Below are 26,276 nucleotides of genomic sequence, written 5' to 3' on the forward strand. Positions count from 1 at the left end.
GCGACCTCCCCGCACACCCGTACGAGCCGGCTTCGTGCGCCCGCCTCACACGTCGGCCGTCACGCGCCCCGCGTCCCGGCGGACGAGTGCGGCGTAGTGCCCGTCCGCTGCGAGGAGTTCCTCGTGGGTGCCGCGCTCGGTGATGCGTCCCCCGTCGAGGACGACGATCTCGTCGGCGTTGCGGACCGTCGAGAGGCGGTGCGCGATGGTGATCGTCGTCCGCCCGGCGGAGAGGGCGTCGATGGCTTGCTGGACGGCGTGTTCGGTGCGGGTGTCCAGGGCGCTGGTCGCCTCGTCCAGGATGAGGACGGGCGGGTCGCGCAGCATCGTGCGGGCGATGGCCAGACGCTGCTTCTCGCCGCCGGAGAAGCGGTAGCCCCGCTCGCCGACGAGGGTGTCGTACCCGTCGGGGAGGGCGTCGATGTGGTCGTGGATCTGCGCGGCGCGGGCCGCCGATCTGATCTCCTCGTCCGTCGCGTCGGGCTTGGCGAAGCGGAGGTTGTCCGCGACGGAGGCGTGGAAGAGGTAGGTCTCCTGGGAGACCACTCCGACCGCCCTGGCCAGGGTGTCGAAGTCGAGGTCGCGGACGTCGACGCCGTCGATCAGGACGCGGCCGCCGGTGACGTCGTAGAGCCTGGGGACGAGATAGCTGAGGGTGCTCTTGCCGGAGCCGGTCGGCCCGACGACGGCGAGGCTGCCGCCGGCCGGCACGGTCAGGTCGATCCCGCTGAGCGTGGGGGCCGGGGGCTCGCCGCCCGGGCCCGGTGCGTCGTAGGCGAAGGCGGCCTTCTCGAAGCGCACTTCGCCCCGCACCTCCTCCAGACGGACCGGATTGTCCGGCTCGGCGATGTCCACCGGCAGGTCGAGGTATTCGAAGATACGCTGGAAGAGCGCCATGGAGGTCTGCAGTTGCACGCCCGTGGACAGCAGGCTGACGGCCGGCCGGAACATGCCCTGCTGCAGCGAGACGAAGGCCACCAGGGTGCCGGTGGAGATGCCCGGACCGCCCGTCTGCAGGGCGATGCCCGCGGCCCAGTAGATGACGGCGGGCATGGCGGCCATGACGACGCCGATGGTCGACATGCGCCAGCGCCCGGCCATGTTCGCCCTCACCTCCAGGCCGACGAGCCGCTCGGACTCCTTGGTGAACGCCCGGGTCAGGGAGTCGGCGCGGCCCATCGTGCGGCCGAGGAGGATGCCGCTGACGGAGAGCGATTCGGTGACCATCGCGGCCATGACCGCCATCTGCTTCTGCCGCTGGGAGGTGATCCTCTTGCGCTCGCGGCCGACACGGCGGCTGATCGCGACGAACACCGGCAGCAGGAGCAGCGAGACGACGGTCAGCCGCCAGTCGAGGGCCAGCATCGCGACCACCGTGGCTACGACGGCGGTCAGGTTGGAGACGAGCGAGGTGGCCGTGGAGGTGACGGTGGCCTGCATGCCGCCGATGTCGTTGGCGATGCGGGACTGCACCTCGCCCGTGCGGGTGCGGGTGAAGAACGCGAGCGGCATGCGCTGGAGGCGGTCGTAGACGGCGGCGCGCAGGTCGTGCATGACGCGCTGGCCGACCGTCGTCGAGAGCAGGGTCTGCAGGACGCCGAAGACGCTGTTGACGACGGCGGCGGCGATCATGCCGAGGGCGAGAAGGGTCAGCAGCCCCGTGCGCCCCTGCGGAAGGGCGGTGTCGAGGATCTCGCGCAGCAGGAACGGCGAGGCGACGGAGACGAGCGAGGAGGCGGCGACGAGGAGGCCGACGAGGGCGAGCCGGCCGCGGTAGGGGCGGAAGAGCCGCAGGATGCGCCGGAGCTGGGCGGGCTGTTCGGGGTCGGCGGGCGGTGGGGTCCAGTGCTGTTCGTCGTGGTGCATGGGCTCCTGGTTTTCGGAGACGGCAGTAACGGTTTCCGAGCTTAGCTCACTGTTACCTAAGCTCACAATGAATTTCGTCCTGGTAACCTTGTGATCATGACCGCCTCCGACCCGTCCGGACAGCTCGCCGAGCAGTTGCTGCGGCTCACCCGCAGGCTCCACCGGGCCCAGAAGCGCTATCTGGACCCGGTCGGGATCACCCCCGCCCAGTCACGGCTGCTGCGCACGGTCGCCCACTACGACCGCCCGCCCCGGATGGCGGACCTGGCCCAGCGTCTGGAGGTCGTCCCGCGGGCCGTCACCACCCTCGTCGACGCCCTGGAGACCGGCGGTTCGGTGCGCCGGGTGCCCGACCCGTCCAACCGCCGGGTCATCCGGATCGAGCTGACCGACGAGGGCCGCCGGGTCCTGCGCGAGCTCAGGGAGGCCCGGCGGGCGGCCGTGGAAGACGTGCTGGCGCCCCTCTCCGCCGCGCAGCGCGAGCAGTTGGGGAGTCTGCTGGACGAGCTGATGGCGGGCCCGGGCCCCTCCTGCTGACAGCCGGAGCGGGCGCGGACGCTCCCGCGGGGCGTCCGCGCCCGCCCGTCGCGCGCCCGCCGGGGTGATCAGCAGGAGCGGCTGTCCTCCGTCAGTTCTCCCTGCGCGGTGGCCAGGGTCCGGTCGTAGCAGGTGCCCGGCCCGAGGAGGCGGTAGCGCTCGCGCGAGACACCGGTCGCGTGCCGCTGCTCGCGGGGGACGTTCTGGTTGTACGCGGCGTCACCCGTGTAGGTGTCGTCGAGCCGCGACCAGCCGATCCGTTTCCCGCCGCGGAGCGTGACGCTGTCGGAGCGGTCACCCATGGTCATCACGGTGCGCAGCCGGTCCCCGGAGCCGATGGTGATCTCGCCGTCCATGCTGTAGACGCGGTGGGCGCGGGTCGTGACGGCCGGCCCCCGGCCGGCCACCGTGACGTCCTCGTCGTCCGTCCAGCGGGCCCGCAGCCCGTCCTTCGACTCGCCGTCGGTCCAGCGGTGGGCGGAGGTGGCGGCCGTCCTGCGGGCCACGGTGGTCGTCACCCTGCCGTGCGAGGTGTCGACGTAGCCCGCGACCGTCAGCGAGTTCCCGCCGTCGGCCTTCAGGGTGTGCTCGGTCCCGGGCTCGTAGGCGACCGTGTTCGCGGGCGTGCCGGTCCGGTGCGTGGTGAGCGCCCCGGTGACACGGCTCGCCTCGGCGTCCTGCCACACCAGGACGTTGGTGGGGGTGCTCCAGCCGCTCTGCCCCTCGGGCACTCCCGCCACCGAGACCGTGATGCGGTGCGGTTTGCCGTCGTTGAGCTGCCCGGCGAACGGCGTCAGGTCGTACTCCAGGGGCTTTACGTCGAAGGCGCGCGGCCCCGGTATGACGTACCACAGGAAGGGGTTGGACCAGCCGCCCGTCCAGACCGTGGGGAAGGGCGCGGCGATGCCGGCGAGCTTGCCGTCCACGGACACCCGGACCTCGCGGTACGGGCCGTCCTTGGCCTTGCAGGAGTACGGGGCCGCGTCCGGCACCGTCAGGTACCAGAACTCCTCGCAGCCACCGCCCGAGCCCGTCGCGTACACCTCCGCCACGATCCGCTCGCTGTTGAGCGGGGTGGTGAGCGTGCCTTCGTAGGACGTACCAACGTTGTGCGCGCTGTCGAGAGTGAGGACCTTGTCGGGTGTCTGCGCCGGTCCGGCCCCTCCCTCGGCCGCATAGAAGGTCAGGGTTGCCTTGACCTTGATGACGCCGGTGTAGGTCTCGTTCACGAGGTTGCCGATGAGCATCTCGACGGGCTGCCGGTCCCGGAAGGTGGCGGCGTAGCGGGTGACGTCCTTCTCGACGCGCCAGGTGATGCCTTCGGGCGAGGGCTCGGGGGTGGAGGTGCGCAGCACTTCGACCCCGCCGACCTGCAGGTAGCCGAGCCGGTCGTACTGCCGCCCGGCGACGGCGCCGTCGAGCCGCAGGACGACCTTGTTCCAGCGGTCGCCGCAGCCTTTGGGCGGCAGGTACGTGCCCTTGTAGGGCGTGTAGTCGCGGAATTCGGTGTCGACGAGCGTCACCGTGCAGGACTTGGTGTCCGGCGTGGCGACGGGCGGGCCGGCGGTGACCGGGTCGTGCCAGTCGGTGCCGAACTCGGCCGGCGGGCCCGCGGCCAGTGCGGGGCCCGCTCCCAGCGCCAGGCCGGCGGCCGCGGCGCACACTGCGAGGAACAGTCGTCTCATGGGGCAGGAGTGAAGCGCCTCGAACTGCCGTGCGCCAGGGCCCCTTTTGGCCGGACTCGGGCCTGACTCGCCGTCAGTGCGCGAAAACCAGTTGAATGCGGCACTCCAGTGGAGCGAACCTTTCACAGCTCCTGCCCGTCCGCCCACCCCCTGGGACGTCATGCAGATTCGCGATCTTCCCTATTCCGATCCCGGCCGGCCCGACACGAGGTCGGGACCGCGCCTCCTGCTCTGGCTCGGGCGGAACCAACTGGCGGGCCAGGTCAAGGCCCTGGTGTGGGGCGTGGTGCACATGGCCGCCGTGGCGGCGCTGCCGGTGACCCTCGGCATCGCCGTCCAGGCCGTGGTCGACCGCTCGGGCGCCCGGCTGGCCCTGGCGGGCGGGCTGATGGTGCTGCTGGGCGCGCTGATCGCGCTGGGCGACACGATGCTGCACCGCGTGGCGGTCACCAACTGGATCACGGCCTCCGCCCGTGTGCAGCAGCTCCTGGCGCGCAAGACGGCCGAGTTGGGCGCCACGCTGACCCGTCAGGTCGCCGCGGGCGAGGTCGTGGCCGTCTCGACGGGCGACGTCGAGAAGATCGGCTGGTTCGTGGAGGCCCTGTCGCGCTTCGGCTCCGCGCTGTTCACCACGCTCGCCGTGTGCGCGGCCCTGGTGGTTTACGAGCCCGCGCTGGGCACGCTGATCGCGCTGGCGGTGCCGGCTCTGGTGCTGGCCGTGCTGCCCCTGCTGCCGCCGGCGACGAAACGGGCCGACGAGCAGCGGGAGAAGGCGGGTTACGCGACGGAGCTGGCCTCCGACACCGTGGCCGGGCTGCGCGTGCTGCGCGGCATCGGCGGCGAGGAGCTCTTCCTGGACCGCTACCGGCGCGCCTCCCAGGAGGTGCGCCGGGCCGCCGTGCGCAGCGCTCGGATGTGGGCGCTGATCGCGGCGGTCCAGGTGCTGCTGCCGGGGCTGCTGCTGATCGCGGTGGTCTGGTACGGGGTCGGGCTGGTCCAGGACGGCCGGATCGGCGTCGGTGAACTGGTCACCGTCTACAGCGTGGTCACGTTCCTCCTGTTCCCTCTTCGGGTGTGTGAGGAGATCGCCATGGCGTACTCCTTCTCCCGACCGTCGGCGACGCGGGCGGCCCGCGTGCTGTCCCTGAGCCGCACGGCGCCCGCCGGCCGGGAGGCGGGGCTCGTGGCCGCGCCGTCGGGGGATCTGTACGACCCGGAGAGCGGGCTGTCGGCTCCTGCGGGCCGGCTGACCGCGGTGGTGTGCGGCGATCCCGACGTGGCGGGCCGGATGGCCGACCGGCTCGGCGGGCACGCCTCGGGCGGTGCCGAGGGGGCGCCGTCGGCGCTGCTCGGCGGCGTCGCCCTGGACGACCTGCCGCTGGAGGCGGCCCGTACCGCGGTCCTCGTCCAGGACAAGGACCCGGTGCTGCTGTCGGGGACGCTCGCGGAGCTGCTGGACGTGCCGGCCTCCGGCGCCGTCACGGCCGAGGAGGCGCTGGCCGCGGCGCAGTGCGGCGACGTGCTCACCGCCCTGGCGCAGGCCTCTGCGGACGCCTCCGGCGACCCGTTGCGGACCCGGATCACGGAGCGGGGCCGCTCGCTGTCGGGAGGGCAGCGGCAGCGGCTGGCGCTGGCCCGGTCGCTGGTGACCGACCCGCAGGTGCTGGTGCTCGACGAACCCACCTCGGCGGTCGACTCGCACACCGAGGCGCGGATCGCCGACGGGCTGCGGGCGCTGCGGCGGGGCCGCACGACGGTGGTGTTCTCCTCCAGCCCGCTGCTGCTCGACCGGGCGGACCGCGTGGTGTTCGTCCAGGAGGGCCGGGCCGTGGCCGTCGGCACGCACCGCGGGCTGCTGCACGACACCCCGGCGTACCGCGCCGTGGTCACGCGCGAACCGGACGCCGTGCCCGCGGCGGCCGGGGCGAGGGAACCGGAGCTCTCCGCGCCCGGCGGAGGCGAACAGATCGAGGAGTCGGCATGATCGGCGTGGCCCCTCCGGCCCATGACCCCGCGGCACCGGAGTCGGCGACCACGCTCCCGGTCGCCGGGCCCGCGACCGTACGGGCCTACGTGCGCGGACTGCTCCGCAGACACCGAAGGGCGTTCGCGCTGCTGGTGACGGTGAACGCCGTCGCCGTGACCGCTTCCATGGTGGGCCCCTACCTGCTGGGCGGGATGGTCGAGAACTTGTCGGCCGGGGCGGAGGAGGTCCATCTCGGGCGTACGCTCTCGCTGTTCGCCGTCGCTCTGGCCGTGCAGACCCTGTTCGTGCGGATGGTGCGGCTGCGCGGGTCGGTGCTCGGCGAGGAGATCCTGGCGGACCTGCGCGAGGACTTCCTGGTGCGGTCGGTGGGGCTGCCGCCGGGCGTCCTGGAGCGGGCCGGCACCGGCGACCTGCTGTCGCGGATCACCACCGACATCGACCGGCTGGCAGAGGCCATGCGCGAGGCCGTGCCCCAGCTGGCGATCGGCTTCGTCTGGGCCGCCCTGCTGCTGGGGGCGCTCGCGGTGACGGCGCCGCCGCTCGCGCTGTGCGTGCTGGTGGCCGTGCCGGTGCTCGTCGCCGGCTGCCGCTGGTACTTCCGCCGGGCGCCCGGCGCCTACCGCTCGGAGGCCGCGGGATACGCCGCCGTCGCGGCGTCGCTCACGGAAACCGTCGACGCGGGGCGGACCGTCGAGGCGCACCGGCTGGGCGGGCGCCGGGTGGCGCTGTCCGACCGGCGGATCGCCGAGTGGACCCAGTGGGAGCGGTACACGTTGTGGCTGCGGTCGGTCCTCTTCCCGGTGATCAACGTGACGCATTCGACGGTGTTCGGCTCCGTCCTGATCGTCGGCGGTGTCTTCGTGCTGCAGGGCTGGGTGTCGGTGGGGCAGCTCACGACGGGTGCGCTCTTCGCGCAGATGCTGGTGGAGCCCGTGGGCCTGATCCTGCGCTGGTACGACGAGCTGCAGGTCGCGCAGGTGTCGCTGGCCCGGCTGGTGGGCGTACACGAGATCGGGACGGACAGCGAGGACGACGGCACGGACCCCGAGGGCCGGGAGGTGCGCGCCGACGAGGTGCGCTTCGGCTACCTGGCGGGCAACGACGTCCTGCACGGCGTCTCCCTGGAGGTCCGGCCGGGCAGCCGGGTGGCGCTCGTCGGGCCGTCCGGCGCGGGGAAGTCGACGCTGGGCCGGCTGCTGGCCGGCATCTACGCGCCGCGCTCGGGGGCGGTGACGCTCGGCGGCGCGGAGCTGGCGCGGATGCCGGCGGAGCGGGTGCGCCGCCACGTGGCCCTGGTCAACCAGGAGCACCACGTCTTCGTGGGATCGCTGCGCGACAACCTGCTCCTCGCCAGGACGGACGCCGGTGACGACGAGCTGTGGGCCGCCCTCGGCGCGGTGGACGCCGACGGCTGGGCCCGGGCGCTCACGGCCGGCCTGGACACCGCGGTGGGGTCGGGCGGGCTCGCCCTCACCCCGGCCCAGGCCCAGCAGATCGCACTGGCCCGGCTCGTCCTCGCCGATCCGCACACGCTGGTGCTGGACGAGGCGACGTCGCTGCTGGACCCGCGCGCGGCCCGGCACCTGGAGCGTTCGCTGGCGACGGTCCTGGAAGGCCGTACGGTGGTGGCCATCGCGCACCGGCTGCACACCGCCCACGACGCGGACGTCATCGCGGTGGCGGAGGACGGCCGGATCTGCGAGCTGGGCAGCCACGACGAGCTGGTCGCGGCGGGCGGCACCTACGCGGCGCTGTGGCGCTCCTGGCACCGCTAGCCGCCCGCCGGGCGGGCCCGGGCGCCCCGGTCAGATGAAGTCCAGGGCCCCGAGCCCGCCCAGGCCGCCGAGCACGAGGAACGCGGGCATGAGGACCTTGAGCTCCACCCAGCTGCCCGCCCGGAAGCGCATGCCCTTCGGCGGCCCCACCGGATACCAGCGCTTGCGGCCGACGGGTATGGGCCACAGGATCGGGCAGCCGGAGACCGTGAGGGCGTCGCCGACGTCGTGCACGAGGGCGCCGAGGACGATCGGCAGGCCCAGCCACAGGTACTCCTGGCCCGGGCCGGAGAAGAGCCAGCCGGCGCCGTTGCCCGGCTCGTTCAGGACGCCGGCCAGTATCCAGGCGCTGGTGGCCCCGAGAAGCCACACCAGGATGTCGCTGGACGTCCGGGCCGCGCGCCACAGGAGCCCTTCGACCGCGAGCACGAGGTGGACGAAGAGGATGCCGAGCACGGCCCAGCGGCCGCCCGTGACCGCCAGGGCGGAGGTGCCGGCGCCTATGAGGACGGCCCACAGCCAGGTGTGGGTGAGGGTGCGGTGGCCGCCGTTGCGGCGCGGGTCGCCGGGCCCGCGGGTGGCCTTGTAGACCGAGTGGGAGAGCTTGTCGATGACGCCGCACAGCACGCGGGAGACCGGGCCGAAGGCGCGCGATATCGTCGCCGACTTGTGGTCGAGGTCGGGGGCGAGTGCCGCTCCCGCGCAGATCAGGGCTCCGACGACGAGCACCGGCCAGGGCATCGGCTCGCCGGCGGCCGCCGTCGCCGCCCCCACTCCCAGCCAGGCGGCCGCTCCCGAGAGCGAGTGCGCCGGTCCCATCATGGTCGTTCCCACTTCCTCGTGCCGGACGGCGTGCGCTGTTCTGACGCCGGGTCGGCGACTCAGCGTAGCCTCCGGATGATCACCGTTGGACCGGCCGGTTCCGTGATCCGGTCCGGGGCCAGGCAGTATGGAGGGGTGACCCTTATCGATCAGATGCCGAGCCATGCCGACCCCGATGCCCTCTTCGAAGCCTTCTCGACCTGGGCCGAGGAGCGGGGCATCTCGCTGTACCCCGCGCAGGAGGAGGCGCTGATCGAGGTGGTCTCGGGGGCGAACGTGATCCTCTCGACCCCCACCGGCTCCGGCAAGAGCCTCGTCGCGGCCGGAGCGCACTTCACCGCGCTCGCCAACGACCAGGTGACGTTCTACACCGCGCCCATCAAGGCGCTGGTGTCGGAGAAGTTCTTCGACCTGTGCAAGATCTTCGGCACGGAGAACGTCGGCATGCTCACGGGCGACGCCTCGGTCAACGCGGACGCGCCCATCATCTGCTGCACCGCCGAGGTGCTCGCCTCCATCGCGCTGCGGGACGGCAAGGACGCCGACATCGGCCAGGTCGTGATGGACGAGTTCCACTTCTATGCGGAGCCGGACCGGGGCTGGGCGTGGCAGATCCCGCTGCTGGAGCTGCCCCAGGCGCAGTTCATCCTGATGTCGGCCACGCTGGGCGATGTGTCCCGGTTCGAGGAAGACCTGACCCGGCGCACGGGCCGCCCCACCGCCGTGGTCCGCTCGGCGACCCGTCCCGTCCCGCTGTCCTACGAGTACCGGTCGACGCCGCTCACCGACACCCTCACCGAGCTGCTGCAGACGCACCAGGCGCCCGTCTACATCGTGCACTTCACGCAGGCCGCGGCCGTGGAGCGGGCGCAGGCGCTGATGAGCATCAACATGTGCTCGCGCGAGGAGAAGGACGAGATCGCCAAGCTGATCGGCAACTTCCGCTTCACCACCAAGTTCGGCCGGAACCTCTCGCGCTACGTCCGGCACGGCATCGGCGTGCACCACGCGGGCATGCTGCCCAAGTACCGCCGCCTGGTGGAGCGGCTGGCGCAGGCGGGGCTGCTGAAGGTCATCTGCGGCACGGACACCCTCGGTGTCGGCGTCAACGTGCCGATCCGCACAGTGCTGTTCACCGCGCTCACCAAGTACGACGGCCAGCGGGTGCGCACGCTGCGGGCGCGGGAGTTCCACCAGATCGCGGGCCGCGCGGGGCGGGCCGGCTTCGACACGGCCGGCTTCGTGGTCGCCCAGGCGCCCGACCACGTCATCGAGAACGAGAAGGCCCTGGCGAAGGCCGGTGACGACCCCAAGAAGCGGCGCAAGGTCGTCCGGAAGAAGGCCCCCGAGGGGTTCGTCGGCTGGACGGAGAACACCTTCGAGAAGCTCATCGCCTCCGAGCCCGAGCAGCTGACCTCGCGCTTCCGGGTCACGCACGCGATGCTGCTGGCGGTCATCGCCCGGCCGGGCAACGCCTTCGAGGCCATGCGCCGGCTGCTGGAGGACAACCACGAGCCGCGCAGGAACCAGCTCCGGCACATCCGCCGCGCCATCGCCATCTACCGCTCCCTGCTGGACGGCGGCGTGGTCGAGCAGCTCGACGAGCCCGACGCCGAGGGCCGCATCGTCCGCCTGACCGTGGACCTGCAGTCGGACTTCGCGCTCAACCAGCCGCTGTCGACGTTCGCGCTCGCAGCCTTCGAGCTCCTGGACCCGGAGTCGCCGTCCTACGCCCTGGACATGGTCTCGGTGGTGGAGTCCACGCTCGACGACCCGCGGCAGATCCTCGCGGCGCAGCAGAACAAGGCGCGCGGCGAGGCCGTCGCCGCGATGAAGGCGGAGGGCGTCGAGTACGAGGACCGCATGGAGCGGCTCATGGACGTGACCTATCCCAAGCCGCTCGACGAGCTGCTGACCCACGCCTACGGCCTCTACCGCAAGAGCCACCCCTGGGTCGGCGACCACCCGCTGTCGCCGAAGTCGGTCATCCGCGACATGTACGAGCGGGCCATGACCTTCACCGAGTTCACCTCCTTCTACGACCTGGCACGCACCGAGGGCATCGTCCTGCGCTACCTGGCGAGTGCGTACAAGGCGCTGGACCACACCGTCCCCGACGACCTGAAGTCCGACGACTTCGAGGACCTGATCGCCTGGCTGGGCGAGATGGTGCGCCAGGTCGACTCCAGCCTGCTGGACGAGTGGGAGCAGCTGGCCAACCCCGAGGAGGAGTCGGCGGAGGAGGCCCAGGACCGCGCCGACCAGGTCAAGCCGGTCACGGCGAACGCCCGCGCCTTCCGGGTGCTGGTGCGCAACGCGCTCTTCCGCCGGGTGGAGCTGGCCGCCCTCGACAAGGTCGGCGAGCTCGGCGAGATGGACGCCGACTCCGGCTGGGACGAGGACCGCTGGGCAGCGGCCATGGACGCCTACTGGGACGAGTACGACGACCTGGGCACCGGCCCCGACGCGCGCGGCCCGAAGCTGCTGCGCATCGAGGAGAAGCCGGAGGAGGGGCTGTGGCGCGTCCGCCAGACCTTCGCGGACCCGGCCGGCGACCACGACTGGGGCATCACGGCGGAGGTGGACCTGACCGCCTCCGACGAGGAGGGCCGCGCGGTGGTCCGCGTCGTGGAGGTCGGTCAGCTGTAGCCTCCGAGGCGCGGCCCCCGCGGCCCGCCCCGGCAGCGAAGGAGGCCCGATGACCACACCGACCGACCGTCTGGTGGGTCTGCTCGACCTGGAGCGGATCGACCTGAACATCTTCCGGGGCCGCAGTCCCGACGAGTCGCTGCAGCGCGTCTTCGGCGGGCAGGTGGCCGGGCAGGCGCTGGTCGCGGCCGGGCGGACCACCGACGGTGACCGCCCGGTCCACTCGCTGCACGCGTACTTCCTGCGCCCGGGGCGGCCGGGCGTGCCGATCGTGTACCAGGTGGAGCGGGTGCGGGACGGCCGCTCCTTCACCACGCGGCGCGTGGTGGCCGTCCAGCAGGGCAGGACGATCTTCAATCTCACCGCCTCCTTCCACGAGCCCGAACCGGGCTTCGAGCACCAGGTGGCCATGCCGGACGTGCCGGCGCCCGAGGAGCTGCCGCGGCTCGCGGACGAGATCCGCGACCGCCTCGGCGAGCTGCCCAGCGCGCTGCGGCACATGGAGCGCCGGCTGGCCTTCGACATCCGCTATGTGGACCGGCTGCGCTGGACGCCCGCGGAGCTGGCGGACGCCGAGCCCCGCAGCGCGGTGTGGATGCGCGCGCTGGGGCCGCTGGGCGACGACCCGCTCGTGCACACGTGCGCGCTCACGTACGCGAGCGACATGACGCTCCTCGACGCCGTACGCATCCCGGTGGAGCCGCTGTGGGGGCCGCGCGGCTTCGACATGGCCTCCCTCGACCACGCGATGTGGTTCCACCGGCCGTTCCAGGCCGACGAGTGGTTCCTCTACCAGCAGGAGTCGCCGATCGCGACGGGCGCCCGCGGGCTGGCCCGTGGTCAGATCTTCGACCGTGAGGGCCGGCTGCTGGTGTCGGTGATGCAGGAGGGCCTGTTCCGCAAGATCGGCTGAGAGCCGGCGGCGCGGGCCCCGGTGCGGCGCTCACGCGATGAGGCGCAGCCGGCGGAGCCATCCCCGCAGGCCCGCCGGTGCCGGCGGTGCCTCCGGCTCCGTCTGCGCCTCCCGCTCCCCTCCCGGGCCCCGGCCGGCAACTGCGTCCGGCTCCGTCTCCGGCGGGTCCGGCGTCGGTGCCGGGCCGGGCGCCGGCAGCACAGCAGGACGGGGCACGTGCCCGGCGGGCTGCGGCGCCGGCCTGTCCTCGCGGGCGGCGGCCAGGGCCAGGGCGAGCCGCTCCCGGTGGCGCCCGATCTCGTCGGCATCGACGGCGAGCGTCACCCGCTCGATGACCTCTCGCGCCGCCGCCGAGTCCGTGCGGATCCCGGCGAGATCCGGGCGCAGCGCTCTCACGTACGCCCGCTCGTACGGGTCGGGCACGGCATCCGCCAGCTGATCGGCGGAGAGCACGGCCGCGACGGCCGCGACGCGCTCCCAGGGATCCTCGGTGAGCACGGCCAGCTGGCCGAGCCGCCGGGCACGCCAGCTGCGGGCCCGCTGGTCGTCACGCTCCTCCAGCTCCATGCGGAGCGCGGGGTCCGTACGGCCGGTGAGGAGCTCCGGATTGGCGTCGGCGAACTCCACAAGGTCCGCGGCCAGATAGTGCCAGACCACGGCGCGGTAGCGATTGACGTAGAACCTCACCGGGGCGAAGCACCCGGCCCTGGCGAGACGTGTGAAACGCGCGGGGCTCACGCCGATCAGCTGGGCGCCCTCTGCCGTGCCCACGACCCAGAGCTGATTGCGCAGGGACTCGGGGAATCCCTCGCCGGAGCGGAGCCGGTCGATCTCCTCGCGGGCGACCCGCGGTCTGCCGCCGGCGGCGACGGACACCGTCCGCACGTGCCCCAACTGCACGGCGAGCTCGAATTCGCGGCGCTTGAGACCGAGCTCTCGCGCCGCCGTCCCGCAGGCCACCGTGGCCGCAGTCCCCCGCTCGCGGCATTCCTGCACTGCCATGTTTCCTCCCCCGAACACCGTCCGATCACTGACAGTGACGACGATAGCGGTGGAGTGCGACGGTGGTTCCAGCCTGTGGATAACCCTCCGTCAGCTGCCGCCGGCCGGGCCGCCGGCCGCCCCGCCCTGCTGCCGGGCCGCGACGCCGAGGTGTTCGCCGACGCGGTTGACGAGCAGCGTCATCTCGTAGCCGATCTGGCCGATGTCGGCGTCCGCTCCCCCGAGGACGCACAGACAGCTGCCGTCGCCCGCGGCGGTCACGAACAGCACGCCCTCGTCGAACTCGACCATCGTCTGCCGCACCCGGCCGGCCCGGAACTGCCGGCCCGTGCCCTTCGCGAGGCTGTGCAGCCCCGACGCGACGGCGGCCAGGTGTTCGGCGTCCTCGCGCTGCAGTCCCGCGCTGGCCCCCGTCACGAGTCCGTCGTTGGAGAGCACCAGCGCGTGCCGTATGTGCTCGATGCGCTCGGTCAGGTCGTCCAGCATCCAGTCGAGCCCCTTGCCGGCTGCCATGTCCCGCCTCCCCGTTCCGCTGTTCCCCGTAACTGCCGTGCCAGCCTTGCTCACCCGCGTGCCGTCGGCAACCCGTCCCGGCCCGTCGGCACGTCTCCGTGCACAAGTTGGCACATGATGGGGACATGGCACAGGAAACGACCAAGGACCAGTGGCGCGATCCCGCCCATGTGCAGGAGTTCTTCAGCGAGCGGGCGCGCGACTGGGACGCCCGGTTCCCGGACGACGGACCGGCCTACGACGCCGCCGTGGCCGACCTCGGGCTGCGGGAGGGCGACGCGGTCCTGGACGCCGGGTGCGGCACCGGCCGGGCGCTGCCGGCGCTGCGCGCGGCCGTCGGCCCGCGGGGCACCGTACTCGGAGCGGACCTCACGCCCGCGATGCTGGAGGCGGCCGTGCGGGCCGGCCGGGACCACGCCGGCGCGCTGCTGCTGGCCGATGTCACCAGGCTCCCGCTGCGTGACGGTTCGGTCGACGCCGTCTTCGCCGCGGGCCTCGTCTCGCACCTGGCGGACCTGGTGGAAGGCCTGTCCGAGCTGGCCCGCGTCGTACGGCCCGGCGGGCGGCTCGCGCTGTTCCACCCCGTCGGCCGGGCCGCGCTCGCGGCCCGCCACGGCCGTCAGGTGACGCCCGATGACGAGCGTGCCGAGCCCAACCTGCGCCCCTTGCTGGCGCGCGGCGGCTGGCGCCTCGACTCGTACACGGACGAGGACACCCGGTTCCTGGTGCTCGCGAGCCGCACGGACCGCCCCGAGCGGAACGGAGCGGTCCGAGGCTGAGGGAACCGTAAGGGAGCGGGGCGGAGAGGGCTTACGAGGTCAGCAGGGACTGTCCGGCGACCGCCTCCACGAAGGCGGCGGGGTTGTCGAACATCATGTTGTGCCCGGCACGGGGCACGGTCTGCACGACCACACCGGACGCCTCCAGCTCCTCGCGCCCCGGGAGTTCACCGCTCAGCTCACCCATCAGATACGTCCGCGGAATGGCCAGTTCCTGCAGCATCCGGCGCATCGTCGGCCGGGTCCCCCGGACCAGGCCGACGGCGCTGCGGTGGAGCGCCGTCGGGTCGGCCAGCCGCATCGTCGCGCGCCAGAGCGGCCCCACCCGCTGCAGCGTCTCCGTGAACCCGCCACCGTGGACGAAACCTTCCTCCGTGTAGGAAGCGATGCCGCTGCTGCCGGCCGTGCGGGGCGGGTCGGGGTCCAGGTTCGCCTCGGCGAGGACGAGGCCGGACACCAGCTCGGGCCGCCGCGTCGCGAGCACGACGGCGACCGCACCGCCCATGCTGTGACCCACGACCTCGGCGCCCTTGACGCCGGCCGCGTGCAGCGCCGCGGCCACGGCGTCGGCGTGCTCCTCCAGCGTGTAACCGAAGTCCAGGGGGCGGTCGCTGATGCCGTGTCCCGGGAGGTCGACGAAGAGCGAACGCCGGTCGGCCAGCGCGGAAGCGGCCGCGATGTGCGCGTGGTAGACGGCCGAGGCCGAACCCAGGCCGTGGAGGTAGACCCGCGCGGGGCCGCCTCCGGCGGCCTCGGTCCATCGCACACAGGCCCCCGTGGATCCGAACTCCGCCTGTCGCATGCCCTTCTCCCCTCCAGCGATTCCGTACTGGATCATCACCATACATCGATCACGATGTACCGCCAGAGCGATGTACAGCGGCTGTCGGGTTGAATACCGCCATGCTTGAACTCGCCATCCTCGGTTTTCTCTACGACGCTTCACTGCACGGATACGAGCTGCGCAAACGCATCGCCGCGCTCACCGGGCACGTCAAGCCCGTGGCGGAGGGGTCGCTCTATCCGGCGATCAAGCGGCTGGAGTCGGCGGGGCTGCTGGCCCGCGAGACCCGGCCCGGCTCCGGAGCCGCCCCTCGGCACGTGCTGAGCCTCACACCGCACGGCCGTGAGGAGCTGCGGAACCGGCTGGCGGAACCGGCCGAGAACGACATCACGGACGAGAACCGCTGGTTCACCGTGCTCGCGTTCCTGCGGCACCTCGGTGAACCGGCGGGACAGGCCGCCGTGCTGGAACGGCGCCTCGCCTTCCTCCAGCAGCCGGCGAGCTTCTTCTACGCGGGCGACCGGCCGCTGCCCGCCGAGGAGATCGAGGATCCCTTCCGGCGCGGAGTGCTCGCCATCGCTCGCGCCACCAGCCGGGCGGAACTGGCCTGGCTGCGCGAGACGATCGGCTCACTCCGCGGGGTCTGAGCCCGTCCCCGCCGGGCCGGGCGCCTCCCCCTCGGCCCCGGCCCCGGCGGGCGCAGCACCCCCGGCGGGCCGTCCGTGGGGCACGGGGCAGGCCGCTCCCCGGCGGCCGGCGGGGAAGGTGCCCAGCTCCGCGACGACGTAGCCGCCGGGGTAGCCCTTGATCTCGGGGTTCTGGCGCACGTAGTGGGGAATGCGGCGCGGCGGCAACAGCCGCACGGCCCTGCCCCGGGCCCGCAGGGCGCCCCGGACGAGTGCCCGGGCGGCGGGGTGGGGCTGCTCGTAGCGGAACGCGCGCAGGAGGGAATCGTCGAGCAGGGCCGTGCTCGCGGCGCGCACGAGCGGGGCGAGCGGGCGCGGGTACCAGGAGGCCATCAGGTCGAGCGTCGCGTCCGACACGCGCCGGCCGCCCTCGTCCCAGCCGAAGTGCTCGGCCTCGTAGTCCTCCAGGCAGCGCTCGAACTCCGCGTAGGAGAGAGGGATGTCCTGGATGCCCATGTGCTTGCCGAGGGTGCGGTAGTACGCGGCGATCGCGCGCCGCTCGTGCCCCGAGAGCCTTCGCCAGCCGTACGCGTCCACCCACCGCACCGGAACGACGACGAACGTGCACAAGACGTAGCGCATGTCCTCGTTGCTGATGTCATAACTGCGGTGCATCTGGTTGATCCGGCGGATCGCCGTCCGGCCGGCCTCGCTGTCGAAACCGTGCTCCACGACGGTGTCGAGCAGCAGGGCCGTGTCGTCGTAGCGCTTCTGCGGGCGGCGGGCGAACTCGCCCGTCTCCGCGAGGAGGTGGCCGATGCTGGGCACCGCATAGGTCCTGTAGAGCGCCAATTCGAGGGCTCGTGTGATGTCCCACGGGAACTCCAGGGTCGCCGTGATCCGGTAGATCCTGAGGAAGTCCCGCTCGGGATCCAGACTCAGGATCTCCTTGAGCCGGTCGTAGCGCTTCACGCGGTGGTCGTCCCTTCGTTCGCCGGAGGTTCAACTCTACGGGCGGCGGGCACACTTGAACGACCACGGCACGGAACGCTCGCGGAGGCAGGTGAGGATCGGTGTTCGGCAAGCTCCGCAAGCGCATCGAGGAGGCCCGGCAGTCGCCGGAGCCCCCGCCGCCCGCCGGGCGGCAGCGCAACCTCTTCGAGGCGGCGGCCGCTTATGTGGCGGCGTGCGCCGAGGACGACCACGAGAGAAGCGCCGAAGCGGCCCGCTGGGTCTCCCCCGAAGCGCTCTGCTTCGGGGTGAACGAGCTCGCGTGCCGGGCGGTCCTCGCGCTCGCCCGCGAGCACGACGAGACGCCGCAGCGCATGGCGCGCAAGCTGCTCAACTTACCGGTCGCCTGACCAGCCGGCCCGGCGGCCGAAAGGACCTCGGGAACAGCCACGGCCCGTCCGCGGTCACACCGCCCCCTGCCCCGGGCCCTTCCAGGAGCCTCGAACAGTTCCCGAAGCAGTCACCTTGAAGGCGTGTACATGACACGTCGCTCGTCCTACGTTTCTCTCATGCCCCCCACCATCAGCCGGCCCCGCGTGCCGCGCCGTCGCCGCCGCAGCCGTCCCGGCGCCGCAGCGGCGGCCGCCGGTCTCGCGGCCGCCTCCCTCGGCCTGTGGGCCTCGGACTCCACCGCGGCAGCGCTCGTGCCCACCCCTGACCACGTCGTGGTCGTGGTCTTCGAGAACCACGCCTACGACCAGGTCATCGGCAGCTCCGGCGCGCCCTACCTCAACTCCCTCGCCGCGGGCGGAGCGAACCTGACCGCCTCGTACGCCGAGACGCACCCCAGCCAGCCCAACTACTACGCCCTCTTCTCGGGCGACACCCAGGGCGTCACGGACGACAGCTGCGTCACCCCCGGCTTCAGCGACGCGCCCAACCTCGCCTCCGAACTGGCCGCCGCGGGCAGGACCTGGGCGAGCTACAACGAATCCCTGCCCTCCGAGGGGTCGACCACCTGCAAGAGCGGCAAGTACGCGCAGAAGCACAACCCCTGGTTCGGCTTCCGCAACGTGCCGACCGCCACTGCGCACACCATGGCCGCCTTCCCCTCCGACTACAGCACACTGCCGGACGTCTCGTTCGTCGTGCCCAACCTCTGCAGCGACATGCACGACTGCTCCGTCGGCACCGGCGACACCTGGCTGAAGAACAACCTCAAGGGCTACGCGGACTGGGCGAAGACCCACAACAGCCTGCTCCTCGTCACCTTCGACGAGGACAACCGGCTCAGCGGCAACCGCATCCCGACCGTCCTGTACGGACAGCCCGTCACACCGGGATCCACGTCCGCCACCACCTACAACCACTACGACGTCCTGCGCACGCTCGAAGACATGTACGGCACCGCGCACGCCGGCAGGGCCGCGAGCGCGCGGGACATCACCGGCATCTGGAACAGCTGACCGTGTACCTCGCGGACAGCCGCACCGCTCCGGGTGTCCCCGGCACCGCCGGCCGGTCCCCCTCCTCCGGCCGGCGGGCCGCCGTCCCCGCGACGGTGCTCGCCCTGGGCACCGTCAGCCTCGTCACCGACATCTCCTCGGAGATGGTCACCGCCGTCCTGCCGCTCTACCTCGTCACCGAACTGGGTCTCTCGCCGCTCGGGTTCGGCCTCCTGGACGGCATCCAGAACGGTGTCAGCGCGCTCGTACGGCTCGCCGGCGGCAGGTTCGCCGACCGCGGCCCGGGCGGCCACAAGGCAGTGGCCGCGGCCGGCTACGGCCTGTCCGCCCTGTGCAAGCCGCTGCTGCTCCTCGTGCACGGCGTGCCCGCGATCGGCGCGGTGCTCGCCGCCGACCGCACGGGCAAGGGCCTGCGCACCGCACCGCGCGACGCCATGATCTCGCTGGCCTGCTCACCCGCCGCCCGCGGCCGCGCCTTCGGGGTGCACCGCGCGATGGACACCGCGGGCGCACTGGCCGGACCCCTGGTCGCCTTCCTCGTCCTGCGGGCAGCGGCCGGCGGCTACGACGCCGTGTTCACCGTGAGCGGCTGTACGGCCGCCCTCGGGGTGCTCGTGCTCCTGCTGTTCGTGCCGGGTCGCACGGCGGCCCCCGGTCACCGCGGCGCGCCCGCCGGGAGGGCGCCGCTGCGCGCCGTGGCGCGCCGCCGCGAGGTGCGCCGGCTGACGGCGTGCGCGGTGCTGCTGGGGCTGACCACAGTGAGCGACTCGTTCCTGTACCTCACCCTGCAGCGGCGCCTTGACCTGTCCGAGGCGTGGTTCCCGCTGCTGCCGCTCGGGACGGCCGTAACCTTCCTGCTCCTGGCCGTGCCGCTGGGCGCCGTGGCCGACCGCTTCGGACGGCGGCGGCTGTTCCTGTGCGGCCACCTCGCGCTCCTGGGGGCGTACGGCGTGCTCGCCGTTCCGCTCGGCGGCTCGCCCGTCCTGCCGTGCCTGGCGCTCGCGCTGCACGGGAGCTTCTACGCCGCGACGGACGGCGTCCTGGCCGCGGCCGCCGCCGACGCCGTCCCCGAGGCCGTCCGCGGCAGCGGGCTCGCCGTCGTGCAGACGGGGCAGGCGGCCGCCCGCTTCGCCTGCTCGATCGCCTTCGGCGCGGCCTGGGCCGCCTGGGGTGACCGCACGGCGCTGCAGGCCGCAGCGGCCGGACTGGCCGTCTGCGTCGCCGTCAGCGTCCTGCTGCTGCGCCCTTCGACGGCCCCGGAGCACACGAAGCGGAATCCGGAGGGGTCGTGCCGGTGAGCCGCAGGAACCGTCTCCTGATCCTGCTCGTGGCCGTCCTGGTCCTCGGCGGCGTCGCGCTGGCCGCCACTTTGCACGCCGCCGGACGGGCCGCCGAGAAGGACCGCGCGCGTCCGGGCGGCCCCCGGGTCGCCTCCGGCGAAGTCGCGCTGGACGCGCCCGGCCGGATCGTCTTCCGGAACATGGTCTGGGGGCCGCACCGCGACGAGATCGCCTCGGTGCCCGCCGCCGGCCCCTCCGGCCCGCGCACCGCCTCCGGAGTGCACTGCCTGCGCTTCCACGCGGCGGGCGGCACGGGCATCTGCCTGCAGGCGGTGCACGGCGGGCTCCGCGACGGCTACCGGGCCGTCGTCCTGGACTCCCGGCTGCGCGAACTGCGCCACTACGACCTGGCGGGCGTACCGACCCGCGCGCGGGTGTCCCCCAGCGGTCGTACCGTCGCCTGGACCGTCTTCGTCAGCGGCGACTCGTACGCGGGTACGAACTTCTCCACGCGGACCTCCGTTCTGGACCTGCGCACCTGGACGCTGGACCGCAACCTGGAGGACTACCGGTTCTTCCTGGACGGGCGGCCGCACAAGGCCGTGGACACCAACGTCTGGGGCGTCACGTTCGCCGACGACAGGCGCTTCTACGCGACCGTCGCGACGGGCGGGCGGACGCATCTCGTCGAGGGCGACCGCACCGGGCGGACCCTGCGGGCCGTGCGCACCAACGCCGAATGCCCGTCCCTGTCGCCGGACGGGACGCGCATCGCCTACAAGAAGCGCGTCGAGGGCGCGCCCGACGGCGCGCCCTGGCGGCTGTACGTCCTTGACCTGCGCACGCAGCGCGAGACCCCGGCGGCCGAGCGGCGCAGCATCGACGACCAGGCGGTCTGGCGGGACGACCGCACCCTCGTCTACGCGCTGCCCGGCGGCGACGGATCGGATCTGTGGACCGTTCCCGCGGACGGGTCCGGCAGTCCGCGGATCGCCATGGCCGCGGCGCTGGCCCCGGCCTTCACCGGCTGACCTCCGCGCCGGCCGGCCCCGCGCGGGACCGCCGGCCTTCAGCGGCCGAGCTCCTTGCGCGACACCCGGCGCAGCCGCTTGCGCTGCGAGGGGTCCAGCAGCAGATACGCGCCCACCGGGACTCCGACGATCACCAGCAGGGCGGCCCAGAAGGGCAGCAGCCACATGAGGATCACTCCGACGGCCACGCCTCCGGCGGCAACCTTGGCCCTGTTGCTCATTTCCCTGCCTCCTTCGCGACGGCGGCCGCTCTGTCCGGGAGAACGCCCGGCGGCCCGCCCCGGTTCCTCACCCGGCCCGCAGCGGGGCGCCCACCTCGTGCATGTGGTGCAGCGCCTGACGGTACGAGCCGGCGATTCCAGTCTCCGTGTACGGCAGCCCCGACGCGCGGCAGTGCGCGCGGACCAGCGGCCGGGCGAGGCGCAGGTGAGGCCGCGGCATGTTCGGGAAGAGGTGGTGCTCGATCTGGTAGTTCAGGCCTCCCATGAGCCAGTCCGTGACGGGCCCGCCGCGTACGTTCCGCGAAGTGAGGACCTGGCGCTGCAGGTGGCCCCAGCGGTCGCCGTGCGGGTCGGGCATCTCCATGCCCTTGTGGTTGGGGGCGAAGACCATGCCGAGGTGGAGGCCGAAGAGCGCGTGGTGGACCAGGGCGAAGACGACCGCTTTGCCGGGGGACATCGAGGTCAGCAGCAGGGCGGCGTAGCCGGCCGCGTGGAGGGCGAGGAGCACGGCTTCCGTCCGCCGCTCCCGGGCGCTGCGCCGCCCGAGGTCGCGCACGCTCGATACCTTCAGGTTGATGCCTTCGAGCAGCAGCATGGGGAAGAAGAGCCGGGCCTGGTTGCGGGTGAGCCACCGGACGGCGGGCCCCCGGCGCTGCGCGGCCTGTTCCCGGGTCCACACGAGCGCGCCGACGCCGACGTCGGGGTCCTTGCCGACGTGGTTGGGGTTGGCGTGGTGGCGGTTGTGCTTGTCGTTCCACCATCCGTAGCTCATGCCCAGCAGGAGGTCGGCGTGGAGGAGGCCGATCAGCCTGCCCGTGCGCCGGGTGGCGGCTATCTGGGCGTGCCCGCTGTCGTGCCCGACGAAGGCGGTGCGGGCCCAGAACAGGGCCGCGGGAACGGCCAGCAGGACCGTACGCCAGGAGTCGCCGCTGAGCACGATCCCGGCCGCCGTGGCGGCGAGCGCCACGAGGTTCACCGCGATGCTGCACGCGTACCATCCCCTGCGGCGTTCGAGGAGACCCTGGTCCCGGACCTGGCGGAGCAGAGGGGCGAAGTCACTGCCGGGTGCGGGTTTCGCGAGCAGTGCGGCTGCCTGGGGCATGGATTCTCCGGACGATCGGATAGCGGGGCTGACCTCACAGAACGTACGGATCGGGGGCGGTGGGGAACCATGGCGCCACCACCCGGGTCCTGCGGGGGGAGCCCCCTCCCGGGGGCAGGGGGAAGCCCCTCCGGCGACAGGGGGGCTGAGTACACCTCACCTCCGCCGGTGTGGCCCGGCTCACGTCGCGGAGGACTTCGTCCGGAGCGCGCTTCCTGTACCCTCGGCCGCTCCGGACTCCGACTAGTCAAATTTGAGGAATGCGCAGCGCTGTGACACCGCCCTCTGCCGCAACACCCTCCGAGATCTCCCGGCTCGCCCGGTGCTCGGCGGTCTTCCTGCCCGGTGACCCCGCACGCACCGGGCGGGTGGCCTTCTGGCTCCCGGACGACGAACCACCCGCCTCCCCGGGCGGCGTCGAGGACCTGACCGTCGCCGTCGCGGACGGCGACGGCGTCACCACGACGACCGTGCGGGCCGCCGTGCTGCCGGTGCGCGACGCCCTGCCCGTCCTCACCCGCGCCCGGGCCGCCCGCGCCTGCGAGGCGGCCGCCTTCTGGGGCGCCGCCGCCGTCCTCGCCCTCCAGCTGGCGGCGCGCGGGCGCCTGCTGCCCGGGCTGTCCGCGACCGACCACGACGCGTGGCGCGTCGGCCCGCTCACCGCCGACGACCTGCGCCGGGTGCGTGACCTGGCCGCGGCGATGCCGCCCGCGGCGCACGCCGTACCGCTCCCGGGCAGCGGCCCCCTGCTGCTGCCCGAGCCGGAGCAGCTCCTGCGCGCCTTCCTGGACGCGGTGGCCGACGGGCTGCCGCGCTCCCCCGCCGCGGCCCTCGCCGCCGGCGGGCCCGCCTTCGCCGCGCCGGAGCCCCGCCGCCTGCCCGAGCAGCGCGCCTGGGCGGAGAGCGTCGCCGCCGGGCACGACGCGGGCGTACGGCTCTCGCTGCGCGTCGAGGCGCTGGGGGCGCTCGGCGCGGACGAGCACGCGGCCCCGCGCTTCCGGGCCGTCCTGCAGCTCCACAGCCTCTCCGACCCCGCCGTCGTGGCCGACGCCGCCGAGGTGTGGTCCGGTGCGTCGCCCGCAAGCGCGGCGCTCGGCCGGGACGCGCGCATGAAGGCGCTCCTGGCGCTGCGCCGGGCCGCCCGCGCCTGGCCCGTGCTCACGCCCCTGCTCTCCGCCGCCGTCCCCGGCGCCGTCGACCTCGCCGACGAGGAGGTCGGGGAGCTGCTGGGCGGCGCCTCCGCGGCGCTCGACGCCGCCGGGGTCGAGGTGCACTGGCCGAAGGAGCTCGTCCGCACGTTCACCGCGCGAGCCGTCGTCGGCCCGCCGGACGACGACGGCCAGGAGACCGGCCGCGAGCGCTCCGGCATGCCGTCCCTGCTCTCGGCCGACGCCCTGCTGACCTTCCGGTGGCGCTTCGCCGTCGGCGGCCTGGACCTGACCCAGGACGAACTGGACCGGATCGCGGAAGCCGGCCGGCCCGCCGTACGCCTGCGCGACCAGTGGGTGCTCGTCGACCCCGAAGCGGTGCGGCACGCCCGGGCGCGGCAGGACCGCAAGCTCACCCCGGTCGAAGCGCTGGGTGCCGCCCTGACGGGCAGCGCGCCCGCCGACGAGGGCGACGAGGACGGCCCGCAGGTCGACGTCCGGCCCACCGGCTGGCTGGCGGCGCTGCGCGACCGCATCGCCGACCCCGAGCACGGGCGCGAGCCCGTCCCCCCGCCCGCCGCGCTCGCCGCCACCCTGCGCGACTACCAGCTGCGCGGCCTGGACTGGCTGCACCGGATGACGTCGCTCGGGCTGGGCGGCTGTCTCGCCGACGACATGGGGCTCGGCAAGACCATCACCCTCATCGCCCTCCACCTGCACCGGCAGACGCTGCCCGGCGCGGCCGGCCCGACGCTGGTCGTCTGCCCCGCGTCCTTGATGGGCAACTGGCAGCGGGAGGTCGAGCGCTTCGCGCCCGGCACGCCCGTACGCCGCTTCCACGGCGCGTCGCGCTCCCTCGAAGGGCTGTCCGGCGGCGAGTTCGTGCTCACCACGTACGGGACGATGCGGCTCGACGCCGGGCAGCTGGACGGCGTCGCCTGGGGCCTGGTCGTCGCGGACGAGGCACAGCACGTCAAGAACCCGGCCTCCGACACGGCGCGGCAGCTGCGCAGGATCGGCGCGAAGGCGCGCGTCGCGCTCTCCGGCACACCGGTGGAGAACAACCTCTCCGAGCTGTGGGCGATCCTCGACTGGACGACCCCGGGGCTGCTCGGCCCGCTCGGCCGGTTCCGCAGGCGCTACGCCCAGGCGGTCGAGAGCGGGGCGGACCCGGCCGCGGCCGAGCGCCTGGCGTCCCTGGTCCGCCCGTTCCTGCTGCGCCGCCGCAAGTCCGACCCGGGCATCGCGCCGGAGCTGCCGCCGAAGACGGAGACGGACCGCGCGGTGGCGCTCACCAAGGAGCAGGCCGGCCTGTACGAGGCCGTGGTGCGGGAGATGCTCGCCGAGGTCGCGGCCGCGGACGGCCTGGAGCGGCGCGGCCTGATCGTCAAGCTCCTGACCGCCCTGAAGCAGATCTGCAACCACCCGGCGCAGTTCCTCAAGGAGAAGTCCCCGAGGATCGCAGGGCGTTCGGGGAAGGTCGAGCTCCTGGACGAGCTGCTGGACACGATCCTCGCCGAGGGGGCGAGCGTGCTGGTCTTCACGCAGTACGTGGCCACCGCCCGTCTCCTGGAGCAGCACCTGGGGGCGCGCGGCGTCCGCACGGAGCTGCTGCACGGCGGGACGCCCGTCCCGCGCCGCGAGGAGATGGTGCGCCGGTTCCAGGACGGCGAGGTCCCCGTCTTCCTGCTGTCCCTGAAGGCCGCCGGCACGGGCCTCAACCTCACCCGGGCGGAGCACGTCGTGCACTTCGACCGGTGGTGGAACCCGGCGGTGGAGGCGCAGGCGACCGACCGCGCGTACCGGATCGGCCAGACGCAGCCGGTGCAGGTGCACCGGTTCGTCACCGAAGGCACGGTCGAGGACCGCATCGCCGAGATGCTCACCCGCAAGCAGGCGCTCGCGGACGCCGTCCTGGGCGGCGCGGAGGCGGGCGTGACCGAACTGACCGACGCCGAACTGGCGGAACTCGTCGCACTGAGGGGGAACGGGCGTTGACCGGACAGGATGCAACCGCACGGGACGCCGCCGGCCGGGCGGAGCGCACGTTCGAGGCGCTGCCGCCGGAGCGCGGCCGGAGCGGCGCGCGGACGTGGTGGGGCCGGGCGTGGCTGAAGGCGCTGGAGGACACGGCGCTCGACGGCCAGCAGGTCAAGGCGGGGCGCAAGCACGCGCGCGCGGGCGCGGTGGGCGCGGTCTCCGTACGGCCGGGACGCCTCACGGCGCTCGTCCGGGACCCCGACGGCACGCCGTACCGCGCGGACGTGGTGATGCAGGAGCTCACGGCGGCATGCTGGGACCGGCTGCTCGACCTGGTGGCCGGCCGGACGGGGTACATCGCGGCGCTGCTCGACCGCGACATACCGCCGCACCTGGCGGAGGACGCGCTGGCGGCGGGGGTGGAACTGCTGCCGGGCATCGGCGACCTGGAGCCGGAGTGCTCCTGCGGGGCCTGGGACCACTGCGCGCACACGTCGGCCCTGTGCCACCAGATGGCTCGGCTGCTCGACCAGGACCCGTTCGTCCTGCTGCTGATGCGCGGGCGCGGGGAGCGCGAGCTGCTGGACGAACTGCAGAAGCGCAGCGCCCCCACGGGGGCGGACCGGGCGCCCGGACGTGGTGACGGCCCGGCCTCCGGCGTGCCGGCCGCGGACGTGTTCGCCGCGGCCTCCTCCGTGCCTCCGCTGCCGGATCCGCCTCCGGCGGTGACGGCGCCGGGCCGTTCGCCGATGTTCGGCGGTGACGTGGCGCCCGCGCCCGGGCTGGACCCGGCGGCGCTGGAGTTCCTGGTGACGGCCGCGGCGAGGCAGGCGCGGCAGCTGCTGGCGGCGGCACTGGCGCCGGGTCACGAGCGCGCTCCCGTCGCGCGGGAGCTCACGCTGTGGGAGGACGCCGTGCGGCTCGCCGCGGCCGGGCCGGACGACCGGATCGCCGAACGGCTCGCGGCGGGCTGCGGACGTGAGCGGTCCGAGCTCGACCGGGCGGTGCGGGCGTGGCAGGAGGGCGGCCCCGGCGCGCTCGCCGCGGCGGAATCGGCTCCGGCGGAGGCTATCTGACCCTCCGGCCCCTGTGGAGGCCCGCCGATCCCGTTCGGGCGGGCCCGGCCCCGGCGCCGCCATGCCCGCGCCGGGCGCGCGGC

21 protein-coding genes and 1 pseudogene are annotated in these 26,276 nt (G+C 73.5%); 13 read left to right on the top strand and 9 right to left on the bottom strand.

Going from position 1 to position 26,276, the window contains the following annotated elements; all coding sequences use genetic code 11:
- Nucleotides 1-45: 45 nt before the first annotated feature.
- Entirely contained in the window at nucleotides 46-1,866 is a 1,821-nt protein-coding gene (locus ACSNOH_RS06960) for an ABC transporter ATP-binding protein (RefSeq protein ID WP_436720311.1), read from the bottom strand.
- Nucleotides 1,867-1,962: 96 nt separating this feature from the next.
- Here ACSNOH_RS06960 and ACSNOH_RS06965 point away from each other — a divergent pair, with 96 nt between their 5' ends.
- Nucleotides 1,963-2,403: a MarR family winged helix-turn-helix transcriptional regulator gene (locus ACSNOH_RS06965; protein ID WP_436720312.1), complete on the top strand. Its 441-nt coding sequence runs from the start codon at nucleotides 1,963-1,965 to the stop codon at nucleotides 2,401-2,403.
- Nucleotides 2,404-2,471: 68 nt separating this feature from the next.
- On the opposite strand, the gene ACSNOH_RS06970 is transcribed toward ACSNOH_RS06965, so the two are convergent.
- Complete coding sequence (locus tag ACSNOH_RS06970; RefSeq protein WP_436720313.1) at nucleotides 2,472-4,088, bottom strand: peptide-N4-asparagine amidase; 1,617 nt, start codon at nucleotides 4,086-4,088, stop codon at nucleotides 2,472-2,474.
- A 160-nt stretch (nucleotides 4,089-4,248) separates the two neighbouring features.
- Between ACSNOH_RS06970 and ACSNOH_RS06975 the strand changes: the two genes are divergently transcribed.
- On the top strand, nucleotides 4,249-6,072 hold the full coding sequence (locus ACSNOH_RS06975; RefSeq protein WP_436720314.1) for an ABC transporter transmembrane domain-containing protein: 1,824 nt from the start codon (nucleotides 4,249-4,251) through the stop codon (nucleotides 6,070-6,072).
- Nucleotides 6,069-7,850 carry an ABC transporter ATP-binding protein gene (locus ACSNOH_RS06980; protein WP_436720315.1) on the top strand — a complete coding sequence of 594 codons (1,782 nt, stop codon included), beginning with the start codon at nucleotides 6,069-6,071 and terminating at the stop codon, nucleotides 7,848-7,850. Before ACSNOH_RS06975 ends, ACSNOH_RS06980 begins: the two co-directional genes overlap by 4 nt.
- Nucleotides 7,851-7,880: 30 nt before the next feature.
- On the opposite strand, the gene ACSNOH_RS06985 is transcribed toward ACSNOH_RS06980, so the two are convergent.
- On the bottom strand, nucleotides 7,881-8,672 hold the full coding sequence (locus ACSNOH_RS06985) for a metal-dependent hydrolase (protein ID WP_436720316.1): 792 nt from the start codon (nucleotides 8,670-8,672) through the stop codon (nucleotides 7,881-7,883).
- A 135-nt stretch (nucleotides 8,673-8,807) separates the two neighbouring features.
- Here ACSNOH_RS06985 and ACSNOH_RS06990 point away from each other — a divergent pair, with 135 nt between their 5' ends.
- Both ACSNOH_RS06990 and ACSNOH_RS06995 read left to right on the top strand, forming a co-directional pair.
- Nucleotides 8,808-11,321 carry a DEAD/DEAH box helicase gene (locus ACSNOH_RS06990; protein WP_436720317.1) on the top strand — a complete coding sequence of 838 codons (2,514 nt, stop codon included), beginning with the start codon at nucleotides 8,808-8,810 and terminating at the stop codon, nucleotides 11,319-11,321.
- A gap of 49 nt (nucleotides 11,322-11,370) precedes the next feature.
- Complete coding sequence (locus ACSNOH_RS06995; protein WP_436720318.1) at nucleotides 11,371-12,234, top strand: acyl-CoA thioesterase; 864 nt, start codon at nucleotides 11,371-11,373, stop codon at nucleotides 12,232-12,234.
- A gap of 30 nt (nucleotides 12,235-12,264) precedes the next feature.
- Here ACSNOH_RS06995 and ACSNOH_RS07000 read toward each other — a convergent pair whose 3' ends face one another.
- On the bottom strand, nucleotides 12,265-13,236 hold the full coding sequence (locus tag ACSNOH_RS07000) for a DUF6397 family protein (RefSeq protein ID WP_436720319.1): 972 nt from the start codon (nucleotides 13,234-13,236) through the stop codon (nucleotides 12,265-12,267).
- 90 nt (nucleotides 13,237-13,326) lie between these two features.
- Complete coding sequence (locus ACSNOH_RS07005; RefSeq protein ID WP_436720320.1) at nucleotides 13,327-13,749, bottom strand: roadblock/LC7 domain-containing protein; 423 nt, start codon at nucleotides 13,747-13,749, stop codon at nucleotides 13,327-13,329.
- Between the two features lie 125 nt (nucleotides 13,750-13,874).
- Between ACSNOH_RS07005 and ACSNOH_RS07010 the strand changes: the two genes are divergently transcribed.
- A complete protein-coding gene (locus ACSNOH_RS07010) occupies nucleotides 13,875-14,528 on the top strand; it encodes a class I SAM-dependent methyltransferase (RefSeq protein WP_436720321.1) in 654 nt (217 codons plus the stop codon).
- A gap of 31 nt (nucleotides 14,529-14,559) precedes the next feature.
- Here ACSNOH_RS07010 and ACSNOH_RS07015 read toward each other — a convergent pair whose 3' ends face one another.
- Nucleotides 14,560-15,330, bottom strand: a complete 771-nt coding sequence (locus ACSNOH_RS07015; protein WP_436720322.1) for an alpha/beta fold hydrolase — start codon at nucleotides 15,328-15,330, stop codon at nucleotides 14,560-14,562.
- 101 nt (nucleotides 15,331-15,431) lie between these two features.
- Between ACSNOH_RS07015 and ACSNOH_RS07020 the strand changes: the two genes are divergently transcribed.
- A complete protein-coding gene (locus tag ACSNOH_RS07020) occupies nucleotides 15,432-15,959 on the top strand; it encodes a PadR family transcriptional regulator (RefSeq protein WP_436720323.1) in 528 nt (175 codons plus the stop codon).
- Here ACSNOH_RS07020 and ACSNOH_RS07025 read toward each other — a convergent pair.
- A complete protein-coding gene (locus tag ACSNOH_RS07025) occupies nucleotides 15,942-16,910 on the bottom strand; it encodes an oxygenase MpaB family protein (protein ID WP_436720324.1) in 969 nt (322 codons plus the stop codon). The genes ACSNOH_RS07020 and ACSNOH_RS07025 overlap by 18 nt on opposite strands.
- 101 nt (nucleotides 16,911-17,011) lie before the next feature.
- On the opposite strand from ACSNOH_RS07025, the gene ACSNOH_RS07030 reads away from it, so the two are divergent.
- The 4 genes from ACSNOH_RS07030 (at nucleotide 17,012) to ACSNOH_RS07045 (ending at nucleotide 20,666) form a co-directional block, all read left to right on the top strand.
- Nucleotides 17,012-17,299, top strand: coding sequence for a hypothetical protein (locus tag ACSNOH_RS07030; RefSeq protein ID WP_436720325.1), 288 nt, complete (start codon nucleotides 17,012-17,014; stop codon nucleotides 17,297-17,299).
- A 159-nt stretch (nucleotides 17,300-17,458) separates the two neighbouring features.
- Nucleotides 17,459-18,355 (top strand): alkaline phosphatase family protein, encoded by an 897-nt coding sequence (locus ACSNOH_RS07035; protein ID WP_436720326.1) that lies wholly within the window; start codon nucleotides 17,459-17,461, stop codon nucleotides 18,353-18,355.
- A 2-nt stretch (nucleotides 18,356-18,357) separates the two neighbouring features.
- On the top strand, nucleotides 18,358-19,653 hold the full coding sequence (locus ACSNOH_RS07040; protein WP_436720327.1) for an MFS transporter: 1,296 nt from the start codon (nucleotides 18,358-18,360) through the stop codon (nucleotides 19,651-19,653).
- Nucleotides 19,650-20,666 (top strand): TolB-like translocation protein, encoded by a 1,017-nt coding sequence (locus ACSNOH_RS07045; RefSeq protein ID WP_436720328.1) that lies wholly within the window; start codon nucleotides 19,650-19,652, stop codon nucleotides 20,664-20,666. The genes ACSNOH_RS07040 and ACSNOH_RS07045 overlap by 4 nt, the downstream gene beginning before the upstream one ends.
- A gap of 38 nt (nucleotides 20,667-20,704) precedes the next feature.
- Here the strand turns inward: ACSNOH_RS07045 and ACSNOH_RS07050 are convergent, their stop codons facing one another.
- Nucleotides 20,705-20,887, bottom strand: a complete 183-nt coding sequence (locus ACSNOH_RS07050) for a hypothetical protein (protein ID WP_436720329.1) — start codon at nucleotides 20,885-20,887, stop codon at nucleotides 20,705-20,707.
- A 67-nt stretch (nucleotides 20,888-20,954) separates the two neighbouring features.
- The gene (locus ACSNOH_RS07055; protein WP_436720330.1) at nucleotides 20,955-21,989 is read right to left on the bottom strand and encodes a fatty acid desaturase family protein; all 1,035 of its coding nucleotides are present in this window, start codon (nucleotides 21,987-21,989) and stop codon (nucleotides 20,955-20,957) included.
- Nucleotides 21,990-22,249: 260 nt separating this feature from the next.
- Between ACSNOH_RS07055 and ACSNOH_RS07060 the strand changes: the two genes are divergently transcribed.
- Together ACSNOH_RS07060 and ACSNOH_RS07065 are read left to right on the top strand one after the other, a co-directional pair.
- Nucleotides 22,250-25,135 (top strand): DEAD/DEAH box helicase, encoded by a 2,886-nt coding sequence (locus ACSNOH_RS07060; RefSeq protein WP_436720331.1) that lies wholly within the window; start codon nucleotides 22,250-22,252, stop codon nucleotides 25,133-25,135.
- Nucleotides 25,132-26,169: pseudogene (locus ACSNOH_RS07065) on the top strand (SWF or SNF family helicase); the annotation flags it as partial. The gene ACSNOH_RS07060 and the pseudogene ACSNOH_RS07065, both read left to right, overlap by 4 nt.
- Between the last annotated feature and the right edge of the window lie 107 nt (nucleotides 26,170-26,276).

Source organism: Streptomyces sp. URMC 127, assembly GCF_051386535.1.
GTDB lineage: Bacteria > Actinomycetota > Actinomycetes > Streptomycetales > Streptomycetaceae > Streptomyces.